This is a genomic window from Ethanoligenens sp. (assembly GCF_047718355.1).
Taxonomy (GTDB): domain Bacteria; phylum Bacillota; class Clostridia; order Oscillospirales; family Ethanoligenentaceae; genus Ethanoligenens.
The window spans coordinates 21,816-44,492 of sequence record NZ_JBDNLG010000008.1 but is presented as its reverse complement, the minus strand read 5'-3'; the positions used below and the strand labels follow the sequence as shown (position 1 = coordinate 44,492).

Annotated in this window: 21 protein-coding genes and 1 riboswitch; of the genes, 13 read left to right on the top strand and 8 right to left on the bottom strand. The window is 52.8% G+C overall.

The window, feature by feature from the left end:
• Positions 1-183: 183 nt before the first annotated feature.
• Positions 184-363, bottom strand: a riboswitch (cobalamin riboswitch).
• A 189-nt stretch (positions 364-552) separates the two neighbouring features.
• The 5 genes from ABF463_RS02335 (at position 553) to ABF463_RS02315 (ending at position 5,829) form a co-directional block, all read left to right on the top strand.
• Positions 553-1,356 (top strand): class I SAM-dependent methyltransferase, encoded by an 804-nt coding sequence (locus ABF463_RS02335; protein ID WP_415531929.1) that lies wholly within the window; start codon positions 553-555, stop codon positions 1,354-1,356.
• Between the two features lie 363 nt (positions 1,357-1,719).
• Complete coding sequence (locus ABF463_RS02330) at positions 1,720-2,850, top strand: DUF4317 domain-containing protein (protein ID WP_415531928.1); 1,131 nt, start codon at positions 1,720-1,722, stop codon at positions 2,848-2,850.
• Positions 2,851-3,107: 257 nt separating this feature from the next.
• Complete coding sequence (locus tag ABF463_RS02325; protein WP_415531927.1) at positions 3,108-4,442, top strand: alanine/glycine:cation symporter family protein; 1,335 nt, start codon at positions 3,108-3,110, stop codon at positions 4,440-4,442.
• Positions 4,443-4,585: 143 nt separating this feature from the next.
• Positions 4,586-5,284, top strand: coding sequence for an SdpI family protein (locus ABF463_RS02320; RefSeq protein ID WP_415531926.1), 699 nt, complete (start codon positions 4,586-4,588; stop codon positions 5,282-5,284).
• 50 nt (positions 5,285-5,334) lie between these two features.
• Positions 5,335-5,829: a DUF1648 domain-containing protein gene (locus tag ABF463_RS02315; protein ID WP_415531925.1), complete on the top strand. Its 495-nt coding sequence runs from the start codon at positions 5,335-5,337 to the stop codon at positions 5,827-5,829.
• A gap of 134 nt (positions 5,830-5,963) precedes the next feature.
• Here the strand turns inward: ABF463_RS02315 and ABF463_RS02310 are convergent, their stop codons facing one another.
• Both ABF463_RS02310 and ABF463_RS02305 read right to left on the bottom strand, forming a co-directional pair.
• Positions 5,964-7,049: an undecaprenyldiphospho-muramoylpentapeptide beta-N-acetylglucosaminyltransferase gene (locus ABF463_RS02310; protein WP_415531924.1), complete on the bottom strand. Its 1,086-nt coding sequence runs from the start codon at positions 7,047-7,049 to the stop codon at positions 5,964-5,966.
• Between the two features lie 43 nt (positions 7,050-7,092).
• On the bottom strand, positions 7,093-8,469 hold the full coding sequence (locus tag ABF463_RS02305; protein WP_415531923.1) for an NAD(P)/FAD-dependent oxidoreductase: 1,377 nt from the start codon (positions 8,467-8,469) through the stop codon (positions 7,093-7,095).
• A gap of 216 nt (positions 8,470-8,685) precedes the next feature.
• On the opposite strand from ABF463_RS02305, the gene ABF463_RS02300 reads away from it, so the two are divergent.
• The 3 genes from ABF463_RS02300 to ABF463_RS02290 all read left to right on the top strand — a co-directional run bounded on the left by ABF463_RS02300 (position 8,686) and on the right by ABF463_RS02290 (position 10,100).
• Positions 8,686-9,105: a DUF4190 domain-containing protein gene (locus ABF463_RS02300; protein WP_415531922.1), complete on the top strand. Its 420-nt coding sequence runs from the start codon at positions 8,686-8,688 to the stop codon at positions 9,103-9,105.
• A gap of 72 nt (positions 9,106-9,177) precedes the next feature.
• Positions 9,178-9,660 carry a DUF4190 domain-containing protein gene (locus ABF463_RS02295; protein WP_415531921.1) on the top strand — a complete coding sequence of 161 codons (483 nt, stop codon included), beginning with the start codon at positions 9,178-9,180 and terminating at the stop codon, positions 9,658-9,660.
• Between the two features lie 119 nt (positions 9,661-9,779).
• On the top strand, positions 9,780-10,100 hold the full coding sequence (locus ABF463_RS02290; protein ID WP_415531920.1) for a DUF2752 domain-containing protein: 321 nt from the start codon (positions 9,780-9,782) through the stop codon (positions 10,098-10,100).
• Between the two features lie 62 nt (positions 10,101-10,162).
• On the opposite strand, the gene ABF463_RS02285 is transcribed toward ABF463_RS02290, so the two are convergent.
• The 5 genes from ABF463_RS02285 to glyA form a co-directional block, all read right to left on the bottom strand.
• The gene (locus tag ABF463_RS02285) at positions 10,163-11,587 is read right to left on the bottom strand and encodes a lipopolysaccharide biosynthesis protein (protein WP_415531919.1); all 1,425 of its coding nucleotides are present in this window, start codon (positions 11,585-11,587) and stop codon (positions 10,163-10,165) included.
• A gap of 25 nt (positions 11,588-11,612) precedes the next feature.
• Positions 11,613-12,428, bottom strand: a complete 816-nt coding sequence (locus ABF463_RS02280) for a hypothetical protein (protein ID WP_415531918.1) — start codon at positions 12,426-12,428, stop codon at positions 11,613-11,615.
• 9 nt (positions 12,429-12,437) lie between these two features.
• Positions 12,438-13,202 (bottom strand): glycosyltransferase family 2 protein, encoded by a 765-nt coding sequence (locus ABF463_RS02275; protein WP_415531917.1) that lies wholly within the window; start codon positions 13,200-13,202, stop codon positions 12,438-12,440.
• A 354-nt stretch (positions 13,203-13,556) separates the two neighbouring features.
• Positions 13,557-14,828: a replication-associated recombination protein A gene (locus ABF463_RS02270; RefSeq protein ID WP_415531936.1), complete on the bottom strand. Its 1,272-nt coding sequence runs from the start codon at positions 14,826-14,828 to the stop codon at positions 13,557-13,559.
• Positions 14,828-16,087, bottom strand: a complete 1,260-nt coding sequence (gene glyA / locus ABF463_RS02265) for a serine hydroxymethyltransferase (RefSeq protein WP_415531916.1) — start codon at positions 16,085-16,087, stop codon at positions 14,828-14,830. Before glyA ends, ABF463_RS02270 begins: the two co-directional genes overlap by 1 nt.
• Before the next feature lie 204 nt (positions 16,088-16,291).
• Here glyA and lon point away from each other — a divergent pair, with 204 nt between their 5' ends.
• The 4 genes from lon to ABF463_RS02245 all read left to right on the top strand — a co-directional run bounded on the left by lon (position 16,292) and on the right by ABF463_RS02245 (position 21,211).
• Positions 16,292-18,727 carry an endopeptidase La gene (lon, locus tag ABF463_RS02260; protein ID WP_415531915.1) on the top strand — a complete coding sequence of 812 codons (2,436 nt, stop codon included), beginning with the start codon at positions 16,292-16,294 and terminating at the stop codon, positions 18,725-18,727.
• The gene (yihA, locus tag ABF463_RS02255; protein WP_415531914.1) at positions 18,724-19,344 is read left to right on the top strand and encodes a ribosome biogenesis GTP-binding protein YihA/YsxC; all 621 of its coding nucleotides are present in this window, start codon (positions 18,724-18,726) and stop codon (positions 19,342-19,344) included. Before lon ends, yihA begins: the two co-directional genes overlap by 4 nt.
• A gap of 78 nt (positions 19,345-19,422) precedes the next feature.
• Positions 19,423-20,721 carry a diaminopimelate decarboxylase gene (lysA, locus tag ABF463_RS02250; protein ID WP_415531913.1) on the top strand — a complete coding sequence of 433 codons (1,299 nt, stop codon included), beginning with the start codon at positions 19,423-19,425 and terminating at the stop codon, positions 20,719-20,721.
• Positions 20,714-21,211: a DNA-deoxyinosine glycosylase gene (locus ABF463_RS02245; protein WP_415531912.1), complete on the top strand. Its 498-nt coding sequence runs from the start codon at positions 20,714-20,716 to the stop codon at positions 21,209-21,211. Before lysA ends, ABF463_RS02245 begins: the two co-directional genes overlap by 8 nt.
• A gap of 50 nt (positions 21,212-21,261) precedes the next feature.
• Here the strand turns inward: ABF463_RS02245 and ABF463_RS02240 are convergent, their stop codons facing one another.
• Positions 21,262-21,945: a GH25 family lysozyme gene (locus ABF463_RS02240; RefSeq protein ID WP_415531911.1), complete on the bottom strand. Its 684-nt coding sequence runs from the start codon at positions 21,943-21,945 to the stop codon at positions 21,262-21,264.
• 318 nt (positions 21,946-22,263) lie between these two features.
• Here ABF463_RS02240 and rplS point away from each other — a divergent pair, with 318 nt between their 5' ends.
• Complete coding sequence (gene rplS, locus ABF463_RS02235) at positions 22,264-22,608, top strand: 50S ribosomal protein L19 (protein ID WP_415531910.1); 345 nt, start codon at positions 22,264-22,266, stop codon at positions 22,606-22,608.
• Positions 22,609-22,677 lie beyond the last annotated feature (69 nt).

The window sequence follows — 22,677 nt, the reverse complement described above, 5'->3', positions numbered from 1 at the left end:
TTTTACTCTCCAACTCCGTTAACAAATACATGCTTGATTTCACGTTATCAACAACCTATTTTACATCGGTGCACAGAAAAAACCAGACTGTATCCGGCAGTCTGGTCATGTATGCCTAATCCCACACGCTTGCTGGTGTGTGGAGATATTTCGACGCTACATAATTCTTTCCCACCGAAAGACATTATATCTACGCAATACGGCAGGTCTCCTGACTTAAATTCATCCGCCGCCTCATCCTTCCCGGTTTCCCAGTGGTGCAAAAGAGGCTTTGTCCTTCTCACAGTAGCGGGGGCTGTCACGGTTTTTCACCGTATTCCCTATTGATGCATGGTTGATGCAACCGTATTGCTGTATTTAGTTGTTACCTATATCATATGCCCTTTCAGCAAAATGTCAATTGGTTTATGATACTATTATAACCACAAAAATTTCAACAGTGCTATGATTCTGCGGTGCGGTTCACATACCGGGGCATTTTATCTATGCCGTTGACTTTTACCACATTCCAACTATAATAAAGGAAAACAAACCAGAGAGGATCTGTTAACTTTGGAAATCGCACATCAGAATGCGGATCGTTTTTCGAAATTTGCTGATTTTTACGATCAGGTGCGCCCGGCTTTACCCTTGGAGGTTCGTTCCATCCTCCTGCAATACCTCGGACATCAGCCGTCCGTCCTGGTCGATATTGGCTGTGGAACCGGGTTATCTACAGCCGGATGGTCGGGATACGCGGCCAATATTATAGGGGTCGAGCCCAGTGATGCGATGCTCTCCATTGCACAAAACCGCACGGCAAGTGACTCTTCTATTCGGTATATCCATGCGTTCTCTGACCAGACCGGTTTGCCGGATGACAGTGCGGATTTGGTGACTTGTTCCCAATCCTTTCATTGGATGGACCCCGATAAAACCATTCCGGAAATCGCAAGGGTTTTAAAAACCGGCGGTATTTTTTCCGCCTTTGATTGCGATTGGCCGCCAGTCTGTCACTGGGAGGCGGAGAAAGCGTACGAAGAGTTGTTTGATGTGTTACATCGGATGCACGCAGAGAACCATAAAACGAAAGATCGGTATAAGCATTGGGATAAAAACAAACATCTCGAAAACTTGAAAAAGAGCGGAAAATTTCGTTATGTACGTGAGGTGTTGTTTTCCCAAACAGAAGAGACCGACGCGGAGCGCTTTATCGGTCTGGCATGGAGCCAAGGGGATTTGCAGTCTTTACTGGAGGCCGGTGTGGAAGAAGCACAATCCTTTTACGATACTTTTGAGAAAAAAGTGCGCCAAGCAATGGGAACCAAACGATATCCCATTCGATTCGGCTATCGCATGCGCCTTGCCGTCAAATAACGGCTTATTGCATGACGATTGTCGGTGTATGTGCTCTAAGACGGTGTTACAAATAACAGACAAAAGCCCGCTGCCCAGTGCCCGAAAACGGGACGCTGGCCAGCGGGCTTTTGCTTGCGTAATCGGAGTGCGGGGCTGTAGTGCAACTCAAATCCAGTTATTTTCAGTCAGATTGGAAAACCTACGCCTCTGTCCGACGGGTCTTTTGAAACGCCCTTTTTGTTATTCCATTCTGCTCTTCTACTGACATCTTTGAAGTCCATCCCGACATGTGTTATACTATGGATTCCAGCGGAAAACCCCGGATGAACATGCTGATTTATGGAACCGCTAAAACCATATACTATATTAGAAGAGGCTATTATGAACGAAAAAGAAGTCGCAGAAATTCGCCGCCGCTTCCGACAGGAAACGAGCAATATTACGCACATACGCGGATGCTTTGTAAACGACCAACGCGAAATTGTTTCGCAGTTCGATCAGTCACTTCTTTCGATGTCACAGGAGGAGTCCGAAAGATTCCTGTCTATTATCAAACGGACGTTATCTGGCACCCTTGAAAAAAATCTGATTGACATCTCATTCGAGACGCAGCAGGTCGTGGATGGCGCCGAGCATCAGTTACTGATGAAGCTTAAAAATTCATCCCTAAAGGATGAGGACGCCGTACAGACCTTTTTTCAGAATGTTATACAAGTGATCTCTATAGAAGGCAACTATCTGATTCTGTTAACACATGATATATATGACGTTCCCTACCGCTCGAAAGATAGCAACCAACAAGATGATGCTTCCTCAGATGTATTTTCATACATTTTGTGCAGCATCTGCCCGATTAAACCCACGAAACCCGCTTTGGGCTACTATGTTGTTGAAAATGAATTTCACAACTGCAAGGAGGACTGGCTCGTATCGGCACCGGAAATTGGCTTTATGTTCCCGTCCTTTGATGACCGCTGTGCCAACATTTATAATGCGCTCTATTATACACGCGATATCAAAGAGAGTCATGCTGAATTTGTTGATGCGGTGTTTAAAACCGACATCCCCATGCCGGCCGCACAGCAGAAAGAAATCTTCCAATCCATGTTGGAAAATGCCCTTGAAGATGAATGCAATTATGAAGTGGTACAGTCGGTTAACGATCAATTGTGTGGCATGATTGAGGAGCATAAAGCAAATAAGGAAACAGACCCTTTGGTAATCTCCAAAGGCACAGTCAAAAGTGTTCTGCAGTCTTGCGGGGTTTCTGATTCGAACGTAGCTACATTTGATATCAACTATGATACCGAATTTGGTACCGATGCCAAACTCAGCCCGCGCAATATCGTGGATACCCGAAAAATTGAGGTTCGTACGCCCGATGTCACCATCAACGTGAGCCAGGGCCACAGTGACCTGATCGAAACACGCATCATCAACGGCACAAAATATATTCTCATACGCGTTAATGAGGGCATCGAAGTGAATGGTGTAAACATCCATATTTCTTGATAGAGTAAAGGGGGTGGAACCCATACTCAAAAGCGCTTCAGCAAACTGGATACGTGAGAAATAGCAACCATAACGTCAGCAAAAAATGTACGAATTGCATAGTCCTTTGAAAGTCTAATAACCCGCCGGTTTGCAACGGTATGCACGCCGATGCACCAAGCCCCGGCCATCCTTTTGGCAATGCGGACGAACGCCCGATGTATTTTTTCGCCATACCAACATATACATGCACAGATATCTAAAAAGGAGGAACCACTGTGCCTGTTTTGGAAAACCTGCTGGCAGCACTGTCTTCAGCGCTATGGGGCCCGCCTTTGCTTTGTGCGTTGCTGGGCACACATGTGTTTTTAACTTTTCGGATGCGGGGCATCCAGCGCCACATCCGAAAAGCAATCCGGTTTTCTGTAACAAAAGAAGCGGGAGCCAGCGGAGACGTTTCCCCTTTTGCGGCCCTCACCACCTCGCTTGCCGCCACATTGGGAACCGGGAATATTGTCGGCGTGGCAACTGCGGTGGCCGCCGGCGGACCGGGCGCGATTTTCTGGATGTGGCTATCCGGCATCTTTGGTATGGCGACCAAATACACGGAGGCATTGCTTTCGGTCAAATTCCGTGTAAAACGCGGCAATACAATGGCCGGCGGGCCAATGTATGTGATGGAAAACGGTCTGCATTGCAGGCCGCTCGGCTGTGTGTTCGCTTTTTTTACCGCCATCGCGGCTTTGGGGGTCGGCGCCTCCGTACAGTCCAATTCCATTGCGACGCTGTTTCACCAGACGTTCCGTGCGCCGCCGGTATTGAGCGGATTTGTGGTCGCACTCTTGACTGGTTTCGTCATCCTCGGCGGGATACACAGCATTTCCAAGGTCTGCAATTGGCTGATTCCCGCCGCCGGCGCTTTATATATCCTCAGCAACCTCTTTATTCTGGGCATCGGTTGGCGCAGTATCCCACACAGCATCTTCTTGATTTTATACGACGCATTTTCCGGGCACGCGGCAATTGGCGGATTTCTGGGAGCGACTGCCAAAGACGCCGTACGCTTCGGCATCTCGCGCGGCCTGTTTTCCAACGAAGCCGGACTGGGGTCCTCCCCCATTGTGGATGCCGCCGCCCAATGCAAAAACCCGGTGCGGCAGGCGCTGGTGTCATCTACCGGTGTTTTTTGGGATACGGTGGTGCTGGCGGCGCTCACCGGCATCATGCTGGTCAATTCCGGCCTGTGGCAGCAAGGGCTGGACGGAGGCGCACTCACCAGCGCTGTCTTCCAAAGCGTCCCTGTGGTCGGGCCTGCTGTGCTGGCGGTTTCCCTGTTCACGTTTGCCTTTGCCACCTGTATCGGCTGGTCTTATTACGCCGAAAAAGCAGTGGAATATCTGTTCGGCGCACATGCCATACGCCCCTATAAGTGTCTGTATATCGCCGTCATCTTTTTCGGCGGAGTTGTTTCGGTCACTGCCGCATGGAATTTTTCCGATATTGCCAACGCGCTGATGGCCATCCCGAATCTTGCGTCCGTGCTGGTTCTCAGCGGCGTCGCCGCCCGGGAAACAAGGCGTGAAATGCGCCACGGCGGTATTTTACAGAGATAATGCGCTCCGACTTACACCATGTGACAACTGCCGCTATGGCACGCGGCAAGAACCATGTTTTTTTGTGTACAAGGCTTGCAAAAGACAGTAGGGACTGCTATCCTATATTTAAAGTTTTAGGGAATTATTGGAGAGAAACCGGTATGGCAAAATGGAAACCGTCTAATCTGCTGCTGGCTGAAATTGCCATTGCCAGCGCGCCTGTTATTTTTTATGTGCTGGCCTACCCGTATCTGCCGGAAATCGTCATCACGCACTATGGCGTGCATGGCGCAGACGGCTTCCATCACAAAGACAGTATAACGGTGATATGCAGCGTTGCTATGGGCTTCTTCGGCGTTGTGTTTGCGCAGGGAATGGCCTTGCTCGTCAAAAAATTCCCACAGAGTATACATGGCGACACCGACTTGCAGGACGCCATGATGATTATCAAAGGCGTAGGCATGTTCCTAACCGTTCTGTTGTCGCTCCTTGCGTTTTTTGTGATGGAATTCACACCGTTAATGCACGCTCACCTATCGGCAGCGGCGACCATTCGCATGGTCTGTACGCTCTCCGGCATATTAGAGATCGTCATCGGGAACCTATTGCCAAGAGTACCGCAAAACCCTTTGGTTGGCGTACGTCTTTCGGCGACCATGCAAAGCAAAGCCATCTGGTACAAAGCACAACGGTTTGCCGGACGGGTGCTTATTGTCTGCGGCCTTGTGCAGCTGGTAATCGGTCTCCTGCTGTTTATTCCCAATACAGCCGCCGTCCTCATTCAGCAATTGCTGTATCCGGTCATGATTGTCTGCATCATCGTTTACACCGTGACGCGCAAAAAGCCCGGAAATGAATAATTCCCATGCGACTTCGTTTATCACATGCTTTGTGAAGAGGGTATGACAGATTGAAAACGAAAAACACACGGCTGCAAAACGTCTTGCAATGGGTCGGCATCCTGCTGCTCATCGGCCAGTTCGTCTACACGGCTATGATGTGGCTTCTGCTCCCCGCGCGCATTCCCGCGCATTATGACCTTTCCAACCACGTCACCCGCTGGGGCAGCAGAAACGAACTATTCATCGTGCCTATCATTACCGTGGGCATCTATGCTTTTCTCACGGTACTTGAACGTATGCCCGCAAGCTGGAATTTTTCCATTGAAACAAACGACCGCAACCGTGCCTATCTCCATTCCGCATACCGAACCATCCTCATTATCAGCAAGCTGTGTGTGGAAGTTACGTTTTTCATCATCACCATTTGTATGGCAACAGCGCAAATCGCCTTGATCTGGCTGGACTGCATTCCCGTGGCTATTCTGTTGATCTTTGTGGCATTTTATATCAGCCATGTCAGCCGCAAAGCCAAAAGGCTGGCGCACCCCTATGATAACGACTGAACGCTATGCTTTTCCGGTAAATGTTAACACCAAACGTGAGGACGCCACCCATTAAAAAGCACCTATGCATCTGTCAAACGGGGCTGACAGACATACAGGTGCTTTGGGCAAATTTCCGCACGGGCGGGTATGTATTACGACACGCCTGCCACCTCGCAGATCACGGAAAACACATTCTGTGTGCCGCCGCGTGCCGGGCTTTTCTGCATATTCTCAATGTACCGGTCACGATCTTCATAAACCTGCCGCACGGCGCGCAGAAACGCGGCCGGCATCATCTCCATGCCGTTTGTATCCGTTTCCATCAGAAGCTCTCCAAACCCCTGCTTCTGAAAGGACCGCCCATTGATAATCTGGTCGCCCCTGCTGGCTTTCCGGGAATATGGAATAATAACCATCGGTTTTTGCAGGGCGAGCAACTCAAACAAACTGGTGGAACCGCCGCGTGTGACAACCACATCCGCCATATTGAAGATATGCGGCAAATCATCGGTCACATACGCAAACTGCCGATAACCGGCCGTATGCTCGAGCTGTTCATCCACGTTGCCTTTGCCGCATAGGTGGCAAACCTGAAAAACATCCAGCAGCTTGGGCAAACAGCGGCGCACCATCTGGTTGATGAACGCCGCACCCTGGCTGCCGCCCGTAACCACCAGCACCGGTTTTTTTGCGGAAAACCCGCAGATTTCCAGCCCCTTTTCCCTGCTTCCCCGCAGCAATTGTTCACGGATGGGCAGACCGGTCAGCACCCCTTTGTTTTGCGGTAAACCGGCGCCGCTCTCCGGAAATGTATAACAAATCCTCCTTGCAAAGGGTACGCTCAAGCGGTTGGCAAGGCCAAGGGTACTGTCTGACTCATGGGTGACGACCGGCACGCCACAGAGTTTTGCCGCCCACACCACCGGCGTAGACACAAACCCACCCTTGCTGAACAGCACATCCGGTTTGAGCTTGCGCAGCAGCACCATTGATTCCCAAAAACCCGCGCCAATACGAAACAGGTCTGTGAAATTCTTAAAATCCGCATAGCGGCGCAGCTTTCCGCCGGTGATTCCGTAAAACGGCACCCCCGTAGGGCGGATTAACCCTTCTTCCATCCCGTTCTTCAAGCCGATATAGGAGATGGCAAACCCCGCTGTTTTCAGCAATGGCAAAAGTGCAAGATTCGGTGTGATATGCCCTGCCGTACCCCCGCCGGTCAATATGATGCTTTTCAAAAATGTTCCCCCGTTCCATGTTCCGTCCCTATATATCTATGCGTTATTTTGCCAGTTTATCCGCAAGGTATAGACCATTGGCCGATGCCTGCGCAAGCGAACGTGTAAACCCGGCGCCGTCTCCAATGGCATAGATCTTCTTACAGCCTTCCAGCTCAAAGTCATTTGCTGCCGGGCGCGCGGAGTAATATTTGCATTCTACACCGTATAGCAACGTATCGTGGTTGGCGGTACCCGGTGCGATACCGTCCAGCGCGTGCAGAGTCTCCAAGATGTTATCAAGCTGCCGCTTGGGCATACACAGGCTTAAGTCACCCGCCACCGCGTTTAGCGTGGGACGGGTGGTACTGTCCCGCAGGCGTTTTTCATCGGTACGCCGTCCCTGCTCCAAATCTCCCAGCCGCTGCACCAGCACGCTGCCGCCGCTGATCAAATTGGCGAGGCTGGCAACATGCTTAGCATATGCAATCGGCTCTTTAAATGGATTGGTAAACCGCATAGTAGCCAACAGTGCAAAGTTGGAATTTTCCGTCTTTTTAGCGGGGTCACGGTAGGCGTGGCCGTTCACCGTGAGGATGCCCCCGGTATTTTCCGTGACCACCTGTCCACGTTCATTGAAACAGAACATCCGTGTCACGTCGCCATATCCTTTGCTGCGATACCAGATTTTAGGCTCATAGATTTTTTTAGAGAAATCGTCCCACAGCATGGCAGGCAGTTCTACCCGTACACCAACATCTACCTGGTTGTTCTGCAACTCCACATGATTGCGCGCACACCATGAGGAGAAAAAGCTGCTGCCCGCGCGCCCCACCGCGAAGATGACGTTGTCTGCCGTACAGGTATATTCCCCGTCCGGCATACGAACAGATACTGTGTGGCTGTCCGCCTGCACATCTGTCACCTCGGCATGTGTAAATATAGAACACTTCGGGCGCAATTGATCCACCATGCGCTGCATGGTTTCCAGATTCGCGTCGGTGCCCAGATGTTTAACCACTGCCTGCTGCATATGCAGATCTTTTGCCAGACAGATTTTTTTCAGTGCGTCATTGGGCTGAAAACGCTCTGTCGTCGCCCCGCAGGATACCAGAATACGATCGGCCTGCTCGATATAATCCACTACCATTTTATCCGGTAAAAATTCGGGCAGCCAACCTCCATATTCGTGAGAGATGATATATTTTCCATCCGAAAATGCACCCGCACCGGCGAGCCCTTCCATGATGGCGCAGCTTTCGCATCGCACACAAGCCTGTGTCTCGCCCGCTACAATGGGGCAGTGGCGGCGGTTGATGTCCGCTCCCTTTTCAAGAATCGCCACCGTCGCGCCCGGACATTTTTCCGTCAGGCGCCAAGCGCACATTAGTCCTCCAATGCCGCCGCCTATAATCGCGATATCATAATGCGATTGAATCATATAGCTTCCTCCCCGCCGCGCCACACGCGACAACCGTTTTCTATTATACAAGCACCGCGTAGAAACAACAAGTCTGGAAAAGTCTGGTTCTCAAGCTCTGTGCAGCGGGTTGTTCCTCTGCCCCTTTATCTTTTCCCAGAAATCCTGTATACTACCACTAAACACCGCACAGCCTAATTTCACAGATATGCGGCGTCAACAAGGAGAGGAAGAACGATGAAACAATGCCCAAAATGCGGCGCAAACTGCGCCGATTCCGATACGTTCTGCGGTATCTGCGGCACTCCCCTGCCGATATCCAGACAATATCCGCCCCGCTCCAGTGACGGGCTGGCAGTCGCCTCCATGGTGCTCGGCATCATCGGTGTGGTATTCTCTTTGGTCTTTATCGGCATCGTCCCGGCCATTCTTGCCATCATTTTTGGTCTGATCGTCCTCTGCTCCGCGCGAAGACGCCAAAACGGATGCGGCATGGCAATTGCCGGACTGGTGACGGGCGGTTTCGCACTCCTCATTGCCGCCCTCGTGTCCTTGTTTTTTATCTCTGTAGTCAGCAGTATGGTATCATCCTGGACCGACAACTACGACAATGCGCCTGGCTTTAGCCAATCAGACGACAGCCATCTCACCGCATAACGGCTTTTCCTGTCTAAAAATTGACGAAACATAGCGACCGGCGGCACATATGGCCGTTTAGGAGGATTTATTATGAAATCTTGCCCACAATGTCAGAATGAATGTGCAGACGACGCCATTGTCTGCCCAAAGTGCGGTTACCTGTTCAGCGCCACGCAAACATCCGGCGGCTGGGGAGAAACACCCCCTTATCAGAACAACACCTCTTCATACAGAAATGGCAATCCCTACGATGAACGCCCCAAAGACGGATTTGCAACGCCATCCATGGTGCTTGGTATCATCGGCGTGGTATTCTCCTGCTGCGGCATTGGCTTGATTCCCGCTGTCATCGGGCTGATTTTAGGCATCATCGCCAAAGCGCGCATCCGCAAGACAGGCCTTCGCGGGAACGGCATGGCACTTGCGGGTATCATCCTTTCAGCCATCGCCATCGGCATTGTAACCATTGCGCTCATACGTGTCGCCGTTATCTTCAGCAACCCGACATCCAGAAATGAGTTTGCCCAAGAATACAACCGCATCATCGAACAGTACCAGTCTTCCCGTTCATGACGCGCGCTGTCTCATCGCCTCCGCAGGCGTGCCGCTCTGAGCGATTCATCTCGCTCATATTTCTTCTATTGGCTTTACTGCCGGTACTCGCGTCGTTTTTTCTCACCACTGACGGGCGGATGACCACTGCACATCTCGGCGGATTCAATATTCCTCTGCACACGGTCTGTATCTTCCAGCTCACCACCGGATACAGGTGCCCGGTGGACGGCATGACGCGCACTTTTGCGTTCATGGGGCACGGGCAGCTCACGCAAGCCTGGCGCATGAGTCCACCCGGCGTACTGCTGTACATTTTTTGCCTGTTCGAAAGCATCTTGCGGAGCATATGGCTTGTCAGAACACAAATGCCTCGCATATTGCATGTGCTGGAGCCGGTGTTATTCGCCGCCGTTGGCGCGGTGGACGCGGTGTTCTTCCTCGTGCAGTTCATCCGGTAAGCCTTGATTCTTTTTCTGTATATTCCTATTTGGCGCGTTTGACAGTCAACAGGATACCCTGTTCACCTGTCAAACGCGCTTTTCAGCATCGTGCGCATAGCCGGCACCAGTTCTTTGCGGTAAACCAGCAGATAAACGGCAACGGCGGCGGCATACACCGCCAAACCCGGCCCCCAGCCCAGCAAGCTGTTTGCGAGAATAAACAAGGCACCCATGCCCCATTCCTCCACCATGTTGCGCATACTGTGAATGCCCAGTTTATGCTTGAGGAACAGTTCGGACGCGTAGCAGCGCCAGAAAAACACGCCCAACGTCACCCATACAATGACCATCACCGATGGGTGCCAGAGGTATAGCGGCAGCGCAATTGCCACAAACAGCCCCACTGCGGAGATATTCGCCCACATCATTGCCTTTTCTTCCCGCAGGGACTCATAATAATTGTTGATGAGCAACTGCATTTTGCTCTGCATGATGACGATGGGAAACAGCAATGGCAGGTAAGCGAGCACCGCGTCGTATTTTGGCAGAAAGACCCGGATGATAGGCACCAACGGATAATACAGCAGCATCATCGTGAAAATGAATGCACAAAGCAACCGGTTAATGCGCTGAAAATAGTACGGCAGCGTCTTTTTTTCCAACCGGCAAAGCACGGGATACAGCACCAGCCCCACCGCCGAGATAAATGCCATGGCAATGTTGGTGACATTGGTCGCAAACGAATATTCACTGAAATTGGCCACTGAACCGAGACGTTCCATCATCAGCTTGCCCGCACCCATCACCAACATGGCCATAACGTTGGCAATCATGAGCTTGACACCCACGCGAATGTTGTCCCAGTATGGCCCCCACGCGGCACGCCATGGCACACGCTCACCCCAAAAAAGATCCCGGCAGCAGTAGACGTTGACGAACAGCACTACCACCTTGGCAGCAAAATCCAACACGATGACAGCATGGAAATCTATATGGTGAAGCAAGAGCATTACGGCAAGGCCAGCGACAATCTGCACCTTTTCCGCCACTACGACGAAACTGTACAATTTAATGCGCCCGGTCGCCTGATTGATGTAGTTGAGTAATGTTGAAAGGTTGATGGCTACGATGTCGAACGCTGCAAACGTAAAGGCAAACTGCTTATTGGCGTTAGGTTCCATCAGCACAATCAGCAGAACCGCCACCGTCTCAATCCCGTTCATGCAGATATACATCCGCATGAACGTACGAAACAGTTCCTGCGGCAGTTTTTCAAAATCGTAACCACCGTACTTGAGGAATACACCATCATTAAAGCCGATATGCATCAGCCCGACAAAACTGGTCGTATAGAAAAAATAGATCTGGTAATAGCCGTTCGGCACCACGCCGAGCACGCCAGGCAATATAAATGATGTAAAGAACGTTACAATATAATATGAAAACTGGGAGAGCAAAACATATTTGATGTTCGCGATGCCTCGCTTAATGATGCCGTTTGCCACGCACATCCTCCTTTGTCCACGGCGATTAGACGCTGCTTCGCCGCTCTGATTGCAAGCCGAAATATATCCGCAGGGAATGGAGCGCAAACTGCTTGGTCTGCGCACTCAAGAAGCGCACACTGCCATCCTCATGATGCAGCACCTGAATGGAGGGCGTATACCGCATCGGAATGCCCATCCCTTTTGCACGCCGCGCCAGATGGTCTTCCTCGCGAAACAGGAACATCCGTTCATCAAACGGATCGCCCAGCTTGTCCAACGCCGCTTGGGAAAACAGCAAAAAACTGCCGTGCAATGCATAAACCCGCCGTTCCCTTCGTTCACACAGGGTGTTGAACAGGATGCGATGTGTTTTATTGAGCGCAACCGCCATGTAAAACGGCAACATGCTTCGTGGATGCATTGCATAGAAACGCATCAGCCGCTCCCGCAATACACTATGCGCGGGCATATAGGGGTTTTGGTGCTTGCCGTTTTCCGTGCACACCCGCGGCCCCAGCAGGACGGTTTCCTCTTTATGGCGTAGCACCGCAGCGGGCAGCGACAGAATTTCAATATCCGGATTGCTGACCACCAGAAATGAAAAGCGATAGTGCGCACACGCAAAGTGAATACCCGCATTGTTCCCAGCACCATAACCGTTATTCTGCACGTTCAAAAAATCGCAGTGCTGCACTTTACAAATCGATTCCGTCTGCGAACGGGTCAATTCATCATAAAAGCTGTTGACGACGATTACCCTGTAACTGCCTTCAACTTTTTGCAATGAAGACAAAAATCCTGTCAGATCTTGCGGGTTTCGATAGACCAGCACCACAAACACATAATCAAACTGTTCCACCCGCACACCTCACATCCAGTATTTTTTGATGGCATGAAACGTATACAGACCAAAGTGCCAGAGGGACGAAACCAGCGGCAGTTGTTCCTGCTTCCGGTAGATATGCCATGTGCGTGCAAGCGCCGCCCATTTATTTGAAGAAATCGAACCAGGCGCAACCCGATAAAGCACCAGCGCTTCATCAAGTCCGTACGCCATATGCCCTTTGCGCAGGATGGAAAGCCAAGTGGCAAAATCCTGCCCTTTGCGCACCAGCGGCATCCGAAAATCACCGACAATCTCCCGGTCCATCAGCACTGAGGAACAAGCGATGATCGTGTTGGAAAGCAGGTAATGGTAGTCCACCTTTTCCCGCACCGGACGTTTTCCCCGGCGCGGCGCACCATTTTCATCAATCATTTCGATAGCGGTATATGTAAAGCCCACACCCTTGTCACGCATAAATGCCAGCTGTTTTTCGAGTTTTTCCGGCTTCCAAAGGTCATCCGCGTCTAAAAACGCCACATAACGCCCTTTTGCGCGGGTAAGCGCTTCGTTGCGTGCCACTGCCGCACCGCCGTTCTGTGCCAGCTTGTGGTAACGGATGCGCACGTCTTGTTTGCGATACTGTTCAATGATTGCAGCAGAACGGTCTGTGGAACAATCGTCGATAAGCAGCAGTTCCCAATCGCCAACCGTCTGCGCGCGGATGGAGTCGATGGTTTGCGCAATATAACGTTCTTTATTATAGACTGGTGTGATGATGGACACCAGTTCATTTGCGTACGTAGGCATAGGCCACCTTCTTTAACGGATTGAATACAGAGCGATGGGCAGCGGTATCATTATACACCATTGCGCAAATGATGAAAAGACAAGAAATATGAACGGCTCCCGACCATATGCCGCCTTTTCAACACAAACCGTCCGAAATCCGCATAATTCAGCAAAAAATCACTCTTTGTATAAACTTATAAAGATGAAAAAACAAGAACGACGCATGATTCTCCGGTCAACTTCCGTTTTTTCGGCATAATCTATTCAAAGTCTGCATAATACGCATGGATATTACAAATAGTATTATACAATCGTCGCACAAAAACACAGCTGGCAAGGGCTCTCCCTTGCCAGCTGTGTTGCGAATTACGTTTATTTCTCTCGCTTCTTTTTTATGGCATCCCAATAGGACTTAGCGGCCTGTTCGGTCTTGTTCTCGGCGAAACGGTAGTAAACCCGGTCCTTGAGTGCATCGGGCAAGTACTGCTGCGCCACCCAGCGACCGGGAAAATCGTGCGGATATTGATAGAACTGCCCCTTATGGGTATTATCTGCACCATCGTAATGCTTGTTCTGCAAACTGCGCGGAATGGGTCCGCCCCGCCCCGCTCGAATATCCTCCAGCGCCGCATCAACCGCCCGATAGGCACTGTTGGATTTCGGTGCGGTCGCCACCAGCACCACTGCGTCCGCCAGCGGAATACGTGCTTCCGGCAAGCCAACCTGCAACGCGGCGTCCACACTTGCCTTTACGATGGGGATAATCTGTGGATATGCCAGTCCCACATCTTCGCAGGCGCAGACCATCAGCCGGCGGCAAACCGATGGCAGGTCACCCACCTCCAGCAGCCGTGCCAGATAATACACCGCGGCGTCGGGATCAGAGCCGCGCATAGATTTCTGGAGCGCGGAGAGCAGGTCGTAATGCTCATCCCCTTCACGGTCATACCGCATGGCGCTTTTCTGTGCGGCGGCCTGCGCATCCTCTGCTGTAACTGTCAGCTCCCCATTCAACTCTTTGGCGGAGAGGGACAGCAGTTCCACCGCATTCAGCGCCTTGCGCACATCCCCGCCGCAGCCCATGCTGATTTGCGCCACCACGGCATCTGACACACGGATAGGCCGCCCCTTGTCCTGCTCCATCACGGAAAATGCCCGGCGAACCGCTTTGGCGATTTCCTCCGGCGGCACCGCTTTGAATTCAAAGACGGTACAGCGGCTCAGAATCGCATTGTAGATATAAAAATACGGGTTTTCCGTCGTAGAAGCGATTAGCGTAATGCGCCCATCTTCGATAAATTCCAGTAGGGATTGCTGCTGTTTTTTGTTGAGGTACTGAATCTCATCAAGATAAAGCAGCACCCCGTCCATCCCTGCGAACGTGTCCAATTCACCCACAATGGCTTTGATATCCGCCGTGGATGCATTGGTCCCGTTTAATTTATGCAGAGTCTTCCCCGCCTGCCGGGCAAGGATAGACGCTACCGTGGTCTTCCCCACCCCGGATGGGCCATAAAAGATGAGGTTGGGAATCTGACCGGTCTCCACCACACGGCGCAGAAGCATGTCCGGCGCAAGCAGATGACGCTGCCCCACCACTTCATCCAGCGTTTTCGGACGCAGCCGGTCTGCGAGCGGAGGCATTATTCGTACAACGGGTATTTGCCGCAAAGGGCGTTCACACCCGTGCGCAGGCTCTCGGCCTCTTTTTCAAACCGGTCGCTTGCCGCGACGGCGATGAACTCCGCAATCTTGTCCATATCCGCTTCCACCATGCCGCGCGTGGTCACCGCCGGGGTGCCGATGCGGATGCCGCTGGTAACGAATGGCTTCTCAGGGTCGTTCGGAATTGCATTTTTATTCACCGTGATATACACATCGTCCAGCCGATGTTCCAGTTCTTTGCCTGTCACGCCCGTACCGCGCAGATCCACCAGCATGAGGTGGTTGTCCGTGCCGCCCGAAACCAGATTGATGCCCCGTTTTAACAAACCCTGCGCCAATGCCGACGCATTCTTGACAATCTGTGTCTGATAGGCTTTGAAGTCATCACTCAATGCCTCGCCGAAGCAAACGGCCTTGGAAGCGATGATGTGCATCAGCGGGCCGCCCTGTGTGCCGGGAAAAATGGCCTTGTTGATTGCCTTGGCAAGTTCCTCTTTGTTGCAGAGGATAAGACCGCCGCGCGGGCCGCGCAGCGTTTTGTGGGTAGTGGTGGTGACAATGTCGGCATAAGGCACCGGCGACGGATGCAGCCCCGTCGCGACCAGACCGGCGATATGCGCCATATCCACCATGAACAGTGCGCCCGCTTCCTTGGCGATTTCTCCAATGCGTGCAAAGTCGATAACACGTGGATAGGCACTTGCGCCCGCCACAATCATTTTCGGCTTGTTTTCAAGTGCCAGTGTGCGCAGCGCGTCATAATCAATCAGTCCGGTTTCGGCATCTACGCCATAGGATACAAAGTGAAAATATTTGCCCGACAGGTTGACCGGCGATCCATGGGTCAAATGTCCGCCCGCCGCAAGGCTCATGCCCAGCACGGTGTCACCCGGTTTGAGCAACGCGAAATAGACCGCTGTATTGGCCTGCGCGCCGCTGTGCGGCTGCACATTCGCATATTGCGCACCAAACAGCTTTTTCGCGCGTTCAATCGCAATGTTTTCCACTTCGTCCACATTGGCACATCCGCCGTAATACCTTTTGCCGGGATACCCCTCGGCGTATTTATTGGTCAGAACCGAACCCATGGCGGCCATCACTGCCGGAGATACAATATTCTCCGACGCAATCAGCTCGATGTTGCGGCGCTGCCGTTTCAGCTCGCCCTCCATCGCCCCGCCGACTTCCGCGTCCATTTGTTTTACAAATCCGATCGTATCCAGCATATCCGCATACATTGCAGTGTTACATCCTCTCTTGTGCGCGCCCTGTCTCGCCCCGGCAACGCGTAATTTACCTTATTATACCCGCCATGCAGCAAGAGCGCAAGGGCTCAAGGGGAACTGGAAATCGAATGTTGTTGAAATTCAGCCGCTCTTATCATATAATAAGAAAAATAGACGCGCAAGGCGCACGGACGCACTGTCTCTGGAGGAAACCTGATGAATACTCAAACCCCGCGTGAAAATTTGACGCTGCCGCTGTTGGCCCTTAGAGGCATGACGGTCTTTCCGGGCACTTTACTGAATTTTGATGTAGGCCGGAAAAAATCCGTCTTTGCCATCAATGAAGCTATGAAAGCAGACCAACTGCTCTTTCTGGTCGCGCAAAAAGATATCCGCACCGAGGACCCGGCTGCGGATAGTTTCCACGGCATGGGTACCGTTGCCCGCGTCCGGCAGCTTTTGCATGTTTCCGGTGAGAACATTAAAGTGTCGGTAGAAGGGCTGTATCGCGCCCGCCTGCTGAATGTCACGCAGGAAGAGCCGTTTCTGCTCGCCGCTTTGGAGCCTTGTGCCGACACCGGCCGCACACCGCGTCCCGCAGTCGCGCAGGCACTGCTTCGCCACGCACAGGACCTGATCGGGGATTACACCGAAATCGGCCCCAAATTGCCCGAGGAACTGCTGACCGAGATTGTAGCGGCCACGGAGACAGGCAAGGCGGCGGACTATATTGCTTCGAATATCCTGCCGCAGTTGGAAGATAAACAAGCTGTGCTGGAAGAACTCAACCCCGTCAAACGGCTGACGCTGGTTCTTCGTGTGCTGAACAAGGAAATCGATGTTCTGCGCCTTGAACATGAGATTGCGCAGAAAGTGCAGGACCGGATCGACAAAGGTCAACGCGAATATTTTCTGCGCGAGCAGATGAAGACCCTTGCGGAAGAGCTGGGTGAACACGATGATACCGACGAAGTGAACCGCTATCACCAGGCCATACAGAAGTTGGATCTTCCGGAGCAAACCGCCAAGCGGCTGCATAAAGAAACCGACCGGCTCACACGGATGCCGCAGGGCAGCCACGAGGCAACCGTTGTGCGCGGGTGGCTGGATGCCTGCCTTGCTTTGCCATGGAACAAAGAGAGCCGCGACAAAATCGACCTCGCACAGGCACAAAAAGTGCTGGATGCCGGACATTACGGATTGAAAAAAGTCAAAGACCGCATTCTCGAGAGTCTTGCCGTTCGTAAGCTCGCCCCCAATCAAAAGGGGCAGATTCTGTGCCTGGAGGGCCCGCCGGGCGTGGGCAAAACCACCATCGCCCGCGCCATTGCCAAGTCCATGGGGCGGCAGTTTGCCCGTGTTTCGCTCGGCGGTGTTCGGGACGAAGCGGACATTCGGGGCCACCGTAAGACGTATATCGGCGCTATGCCCGGTCGCATCCTTGCCGCCCTCACACAGGCCGGCACACGCAATCCCGTTATACTGCTTGATGAGATTGACAAAATGTGCGAAAGCTACCAAGGTGACCCGTCTTCCGCACTGCTCGAAGTTCTCGATGCCGAACAGAACCATACGTTCCGCGATCACTATATTGAGCTTCCATTCGATTTGAGCGATGTGCTGTTCATCACCACCGCAAACGTCATCGATACCATCCCCGCACCGCTTTTCGACCGCATGGAGCTGATCGAACTGCCCAGCTACACCCGCGAGGAGAAATTTGAGATTGCCAAGCGGCACCTGCTGTCCCAGCAGCTGCAAAAGCATGGATTAACCCGCCGCACGCTGAAAGTATCCGACGGCGCGCTATATGATCTCATTGATTTTTACACCCGTGAAGCAGGTGTGCGCCGTCTGGAGCGGCAAATTGCCTCGCTTTGCCGGAAAACCGCCCGCATCCTCGCGGCCGGAGAACAGAAATCGGTCACGGTCGGCTCGGAAAAACTGGAACAGCTGCTCGGCCCGCACCGGTTCCGCCCCGAAAGCATCCCCGCCAAAGACGAAAAATGCGTAGTCACCGGCCTTGCATGGACGTCGGTGGGCGGTGAGACGATGCCGGTGGAGGTCGCTGTACTGGACGGCAGCGGCAAGGTGGAACTAACCGGTTCACTCGGCGACGTCATGAAAGAATCCGCGATGGCCGCCATCAGCTATATACGCAGCAAAGCCGACAAACTCGGTGTCGACCACAACTTCCACAAAACCAAAGACATTCACATCCACGTACCGGAGGGCGCCATCCCGAAAGACGGCCCGTCAGCGGGTGTGACTATGGCCACTGCGCTCACTTCAGCGCTGCTCAATCTGCCGGTGCGCCGCGACGTGGCCATGACCGGCGAGATCACCCTGCGTGGACGTGTGCTGCCCATCGGCGGCCTGCGCGAAAAGACCATGGCAGCCTATCGAGCAGGTGTGCGCACCGTTATCATCCCCAAAGAAAATCAGCCGGATTTGGTCGAAGTCGACAAGATTGTGAAAGACCACATTCGTTTCATTCCCGCCGACCACATGGATACTGTACTGCCAAACGCCATTCTGTTTCCCCCGCAGGCAGAAATAGCCCGTGCAGAGGCCGCCGCACAGGCAGCGCCGGTCATCCCGGTGCCGACCGCACCTGTCGGGCATCTGTCTGCCGGGGTGGTGGAACAATGAGCCTTGAAAAGATTCTGCTCGTCCACACACGGTTTGAGCAGCCCGCCTACCGCGCGGCAGACATACCGCCCTATACCGTGCCGGAAATTGTTTTTGCGGGGCGCTCGAATGTAGGCAAATCCTCCATGCTCAACAAGTTGGCCAACCAGAAAAGTCTCGCGCGCGTCAGCTCGGTACCGGGCAAAACGGTCTCAGTCAACTTCTACCGATGCGACCGGCCCGGGGATTTCCGGCTGGTGGATTTGCCGGGTTACGGCTATGCCAAAGCGGCCCGCACGGACAAGGCAAAGTGGTCGTCACTGGTGGAAAGCTATCTGATTGGACGGCCAGTCACGATGGCTGTCCAATTGGTAGACGGACGCCGCCCGCTCACGGAGGATGATGAGCACATGCTGCACTATTTCAGTGAGCAGCAGATTCCGTTCATCATTGCCATGACGAAAATGGATAAGATGAAATCCACCGAGCAGGCCGCCCGTAAAAATGCGTTCCCCGCAGAGACCGGCGCGGACGCCGCGCACATTATCCCGTTTTCCGCCCGCACGGGCATGGGCGTGGCAGAATTAACCGCCGCTATTGCGGCCGCCCTGCCGGATGCCGAACAAAAAGAATCATAACAACCTATTTTCCCTTTTCGTGATGGAAATCGCTTTCCTTGCGGAAACCACAAATCTATCGAGCTGGAGAGTTGCAAGATGTTTGTTTCAGATTGTTTAAATGTTAACCAACAGGGACACTTGACCATCGGTGGCTGCGATACCCTGGAACTCGCGGCGGCGTTCGGCACGCCCCTCTACGTGATGGATGAGGCAACCATCGTCAATAACTGTAGAAAATACGTCGATTCCATCAAGACCTATTACAACGGCAACGGGCGGGTTTATTACGCAAGCAAAGCATTTTGCTGCAAAGAAATCTGCCGTATCATGGAAAACGAGCAAATGGGGCTGGACGTTGTCTCCGCCGGTGAGATCTACACAGCCATGAGCACAGGATTTCCCGCCGAGCGCCTCTGCTTTCACGGCAACAACAAAACATCGGCCGAAATCAATTATGCGCTGGACTGCGGCGTGGGCCGCTTTATGGTAGACAATCTCACCGAACTGGCGCTGCTCAATCGGCTGGCGCTTGAACGGAACAAAAAAGCCGTGGTGTTGCTGCGCATCAAGCCCGGCATTGACGCGCACACACACAATTTCATCCGCACCGGCCAAATTGATTCCAAATTCGGCCTTGCGCTGGAAACGGGTGAGGCGGAAGAAGCTATCAAAGAAGCAATCACCATGGCGGGCATCAATTTGACCGGCATACACTGCCACATCGGCTCCCAAATCTTTGATTTGGCCCCGTTTGAGCTGGCCGCAGAAGTTATGGTCAACTTTATGGCAGACATGCGCGACCGCCATGGCGCCAAGTTCACTGAGCTGAACCTCGGCGGTGGTTTCGGCATCAAATATGTACCTGAGCAGGACCCTGTGCCGTATGACCGCTATATGGAAGCGGTTTCGGAAACGGTGAAAAAGACCTGCCTGGCACGCGATATGGATACGCCGTTCATCATGCTGGAACCGGGGCGCTCCATCGTGGCGTCCGCCGGTATCACGCTGTATACGGTCGGCGCAGTCAAAGAAATTCCCGGCATCCGCACCTATGTGTCCATCGACGGCGGCATGGGGGACAATCCGCGTTACGCGCTTTATCAAGCCGAATATGCCGCGGTGGTAGCTGACAGAGCCGCCGAGAAACCCACCGCGACCGTGACCATCGCCGGCAAATGCTGCGAGAGCGGTGATTTAATTCAGGAACACACCGCCATCCAACCGGCAGAAGCGGGAAACATCCTCGCGGTGTTCGCCACCGGCGCGTACAACTACTCTATGGCGTCCAATTACAACCGCATCCCCCGACCGGCCGCCGTCATGATACGCGACCAAGAGCCGCGCGTCATTATCAAGCGTGAAACCTTTGATGATCTTGTGCACAACGATGTCTGATTTCCGCGTTTCTTCCTTTGCGCCTGTTTACACGCCGGAAAGCCGCGTACTGATTCTCGGCACGATGGCCTCTCCCGCATCTCTGCGCTCAAACTTCTTCTACGGGCACCCGCAGAACGCGTTCTGGCGCATCTTAGCGGAGCTCACCGGTGATGACCCCGGACAGATACCGGATACCAAGCGGGCATTTTTGCTGCGCCAACACATTGCATTATGGGATACATTGGAAAGCTGCGTCCGGGAGGGCTCGTCGGACAGCGCCATTCATGCGGAACATCCCAGTGATATCCCCGGTCTCGTGCGCCAATGTCCTGCCCTCCACGCCGTATTCCTAAACGGCGGCACTGCGCTGCGTTTCTACAAAAAGTATCATGCCCCGCAGGTACACTTGCCGTTTTTCGGTCTGCCGTCCACCAGCCCCGCCAATGCCCGCGGCGGATTTGAGGCAAAATTGACGGCATGGCGTGCGTTAACGCCTTATCTGACATAAAGTCTCTTTGCCCTCCCAGCGGTACGCCGCAGCGGAGGGCTTTTGCTTAATTATCCGCTCACGAATTGTTGAAACGCCTGTTCGCCGCCACAAAACACATTCAGATCCACAAATTGCTCGGTTCCATTCGTTCCGTCCAGCCGGCCTTTATCGGTATATTGCCAAAAAGTCCAGTTTGCCGGCACGGACGGTTTTAACCACACATTCCGTATCCAGACGGGGTTTTGAACATATGCCCCCGTAAGATATGCATGATAAGCACTCTCAGTGCAATAGAGCATCGGCTTTTTCCCGTAATGCTCCTCTAACGCGGTCAATAGGGTATCCAACATCGGTCGCACTTTTTCACGCGCCGGATGGTTTTGGTTGAATTTGCCGTAAAATTCCACATCTACCGTCGGCGGCAATGCGCCCGCCTGTACGGGCACTGTTCGGATGAAGTTCTCCGCCTGCTCGGATGCGGGTACATCAAAGTTAAAAAAATGATAGGCACCCACTACCAAACCGCTCTGCCGTGCCTGTTCCCAGTTGCGGGCAAACTGCTTGTCTTGAAAACCGGCGCCCTCCGTTGCTTTAAGAAATACAAACCGGATAGGCTGGCTGGACAGCCGTTTCCAATCAATCGTTCCCTGATAAGCCGACACGTCCGCGCCGCGCACCACGTAGTTGCGAACAAACAGCGCATTAGGAATCCACACACCCATCTGACGGAGCACAGCAAGCAGTATGACCACCCCTATACCACCCGCCGCGCAGTTTCTTATTAGACGCCAATGCTTTCCCTTTTGATTTATCTTTTTCACATTCCCTCACCTCTTTTGTTGAGTTAAGCATACCATATGGCTGTTCTTACCACAACCGCAAAGCACGCCCTAAAAAAGGCGCTTGCCACATGCCGCGCAGTATGCTATACTATATGGGCTATTGAATGTTTCGCGGCGTGTGCGCATGCCCGCGGGGTTTCATTGCCGGGTGACCGAGAATGAAAACGAACAGTCCTCTGCACCGCTTGACGGGCATGAATGTTCTATGCCGAAGGAGCGTATTATACTATGAGCAGTTTACAGGATTTGGTCAAGGACCAATTGAAAGCCGAAATTCCCGAATTGAATGTGGGCGACACCGTTAAAGTGTCCGTGCGTATCAAAGAAGGCGATCGGCAGCGCACCCAGATGTTTGAAGGTACCATCATTTCCCGTCGGGGCGGCGGCATCTCCGAGTCCTTCACCGTGCGGCGCATCTCCTACGGTGTTGGCGTTGAGAGAGTTTTTCCCGTGCATTCGCCCAATGTCGAAAAGGTAGAGATCGTACGTCGGGGCCGTGTGCGCCGCAGTCGTCTGTATTACCTGCGTGGACGGGTCGGGAAAGCAGCCAAAGTCAAAGAACAATTGCGCTAAAAAAGAGGGACGGTACGTCCCTTTTTTGTTATACAACTGGATAGCCTGACTGTGCGGAAATGGGTTCTC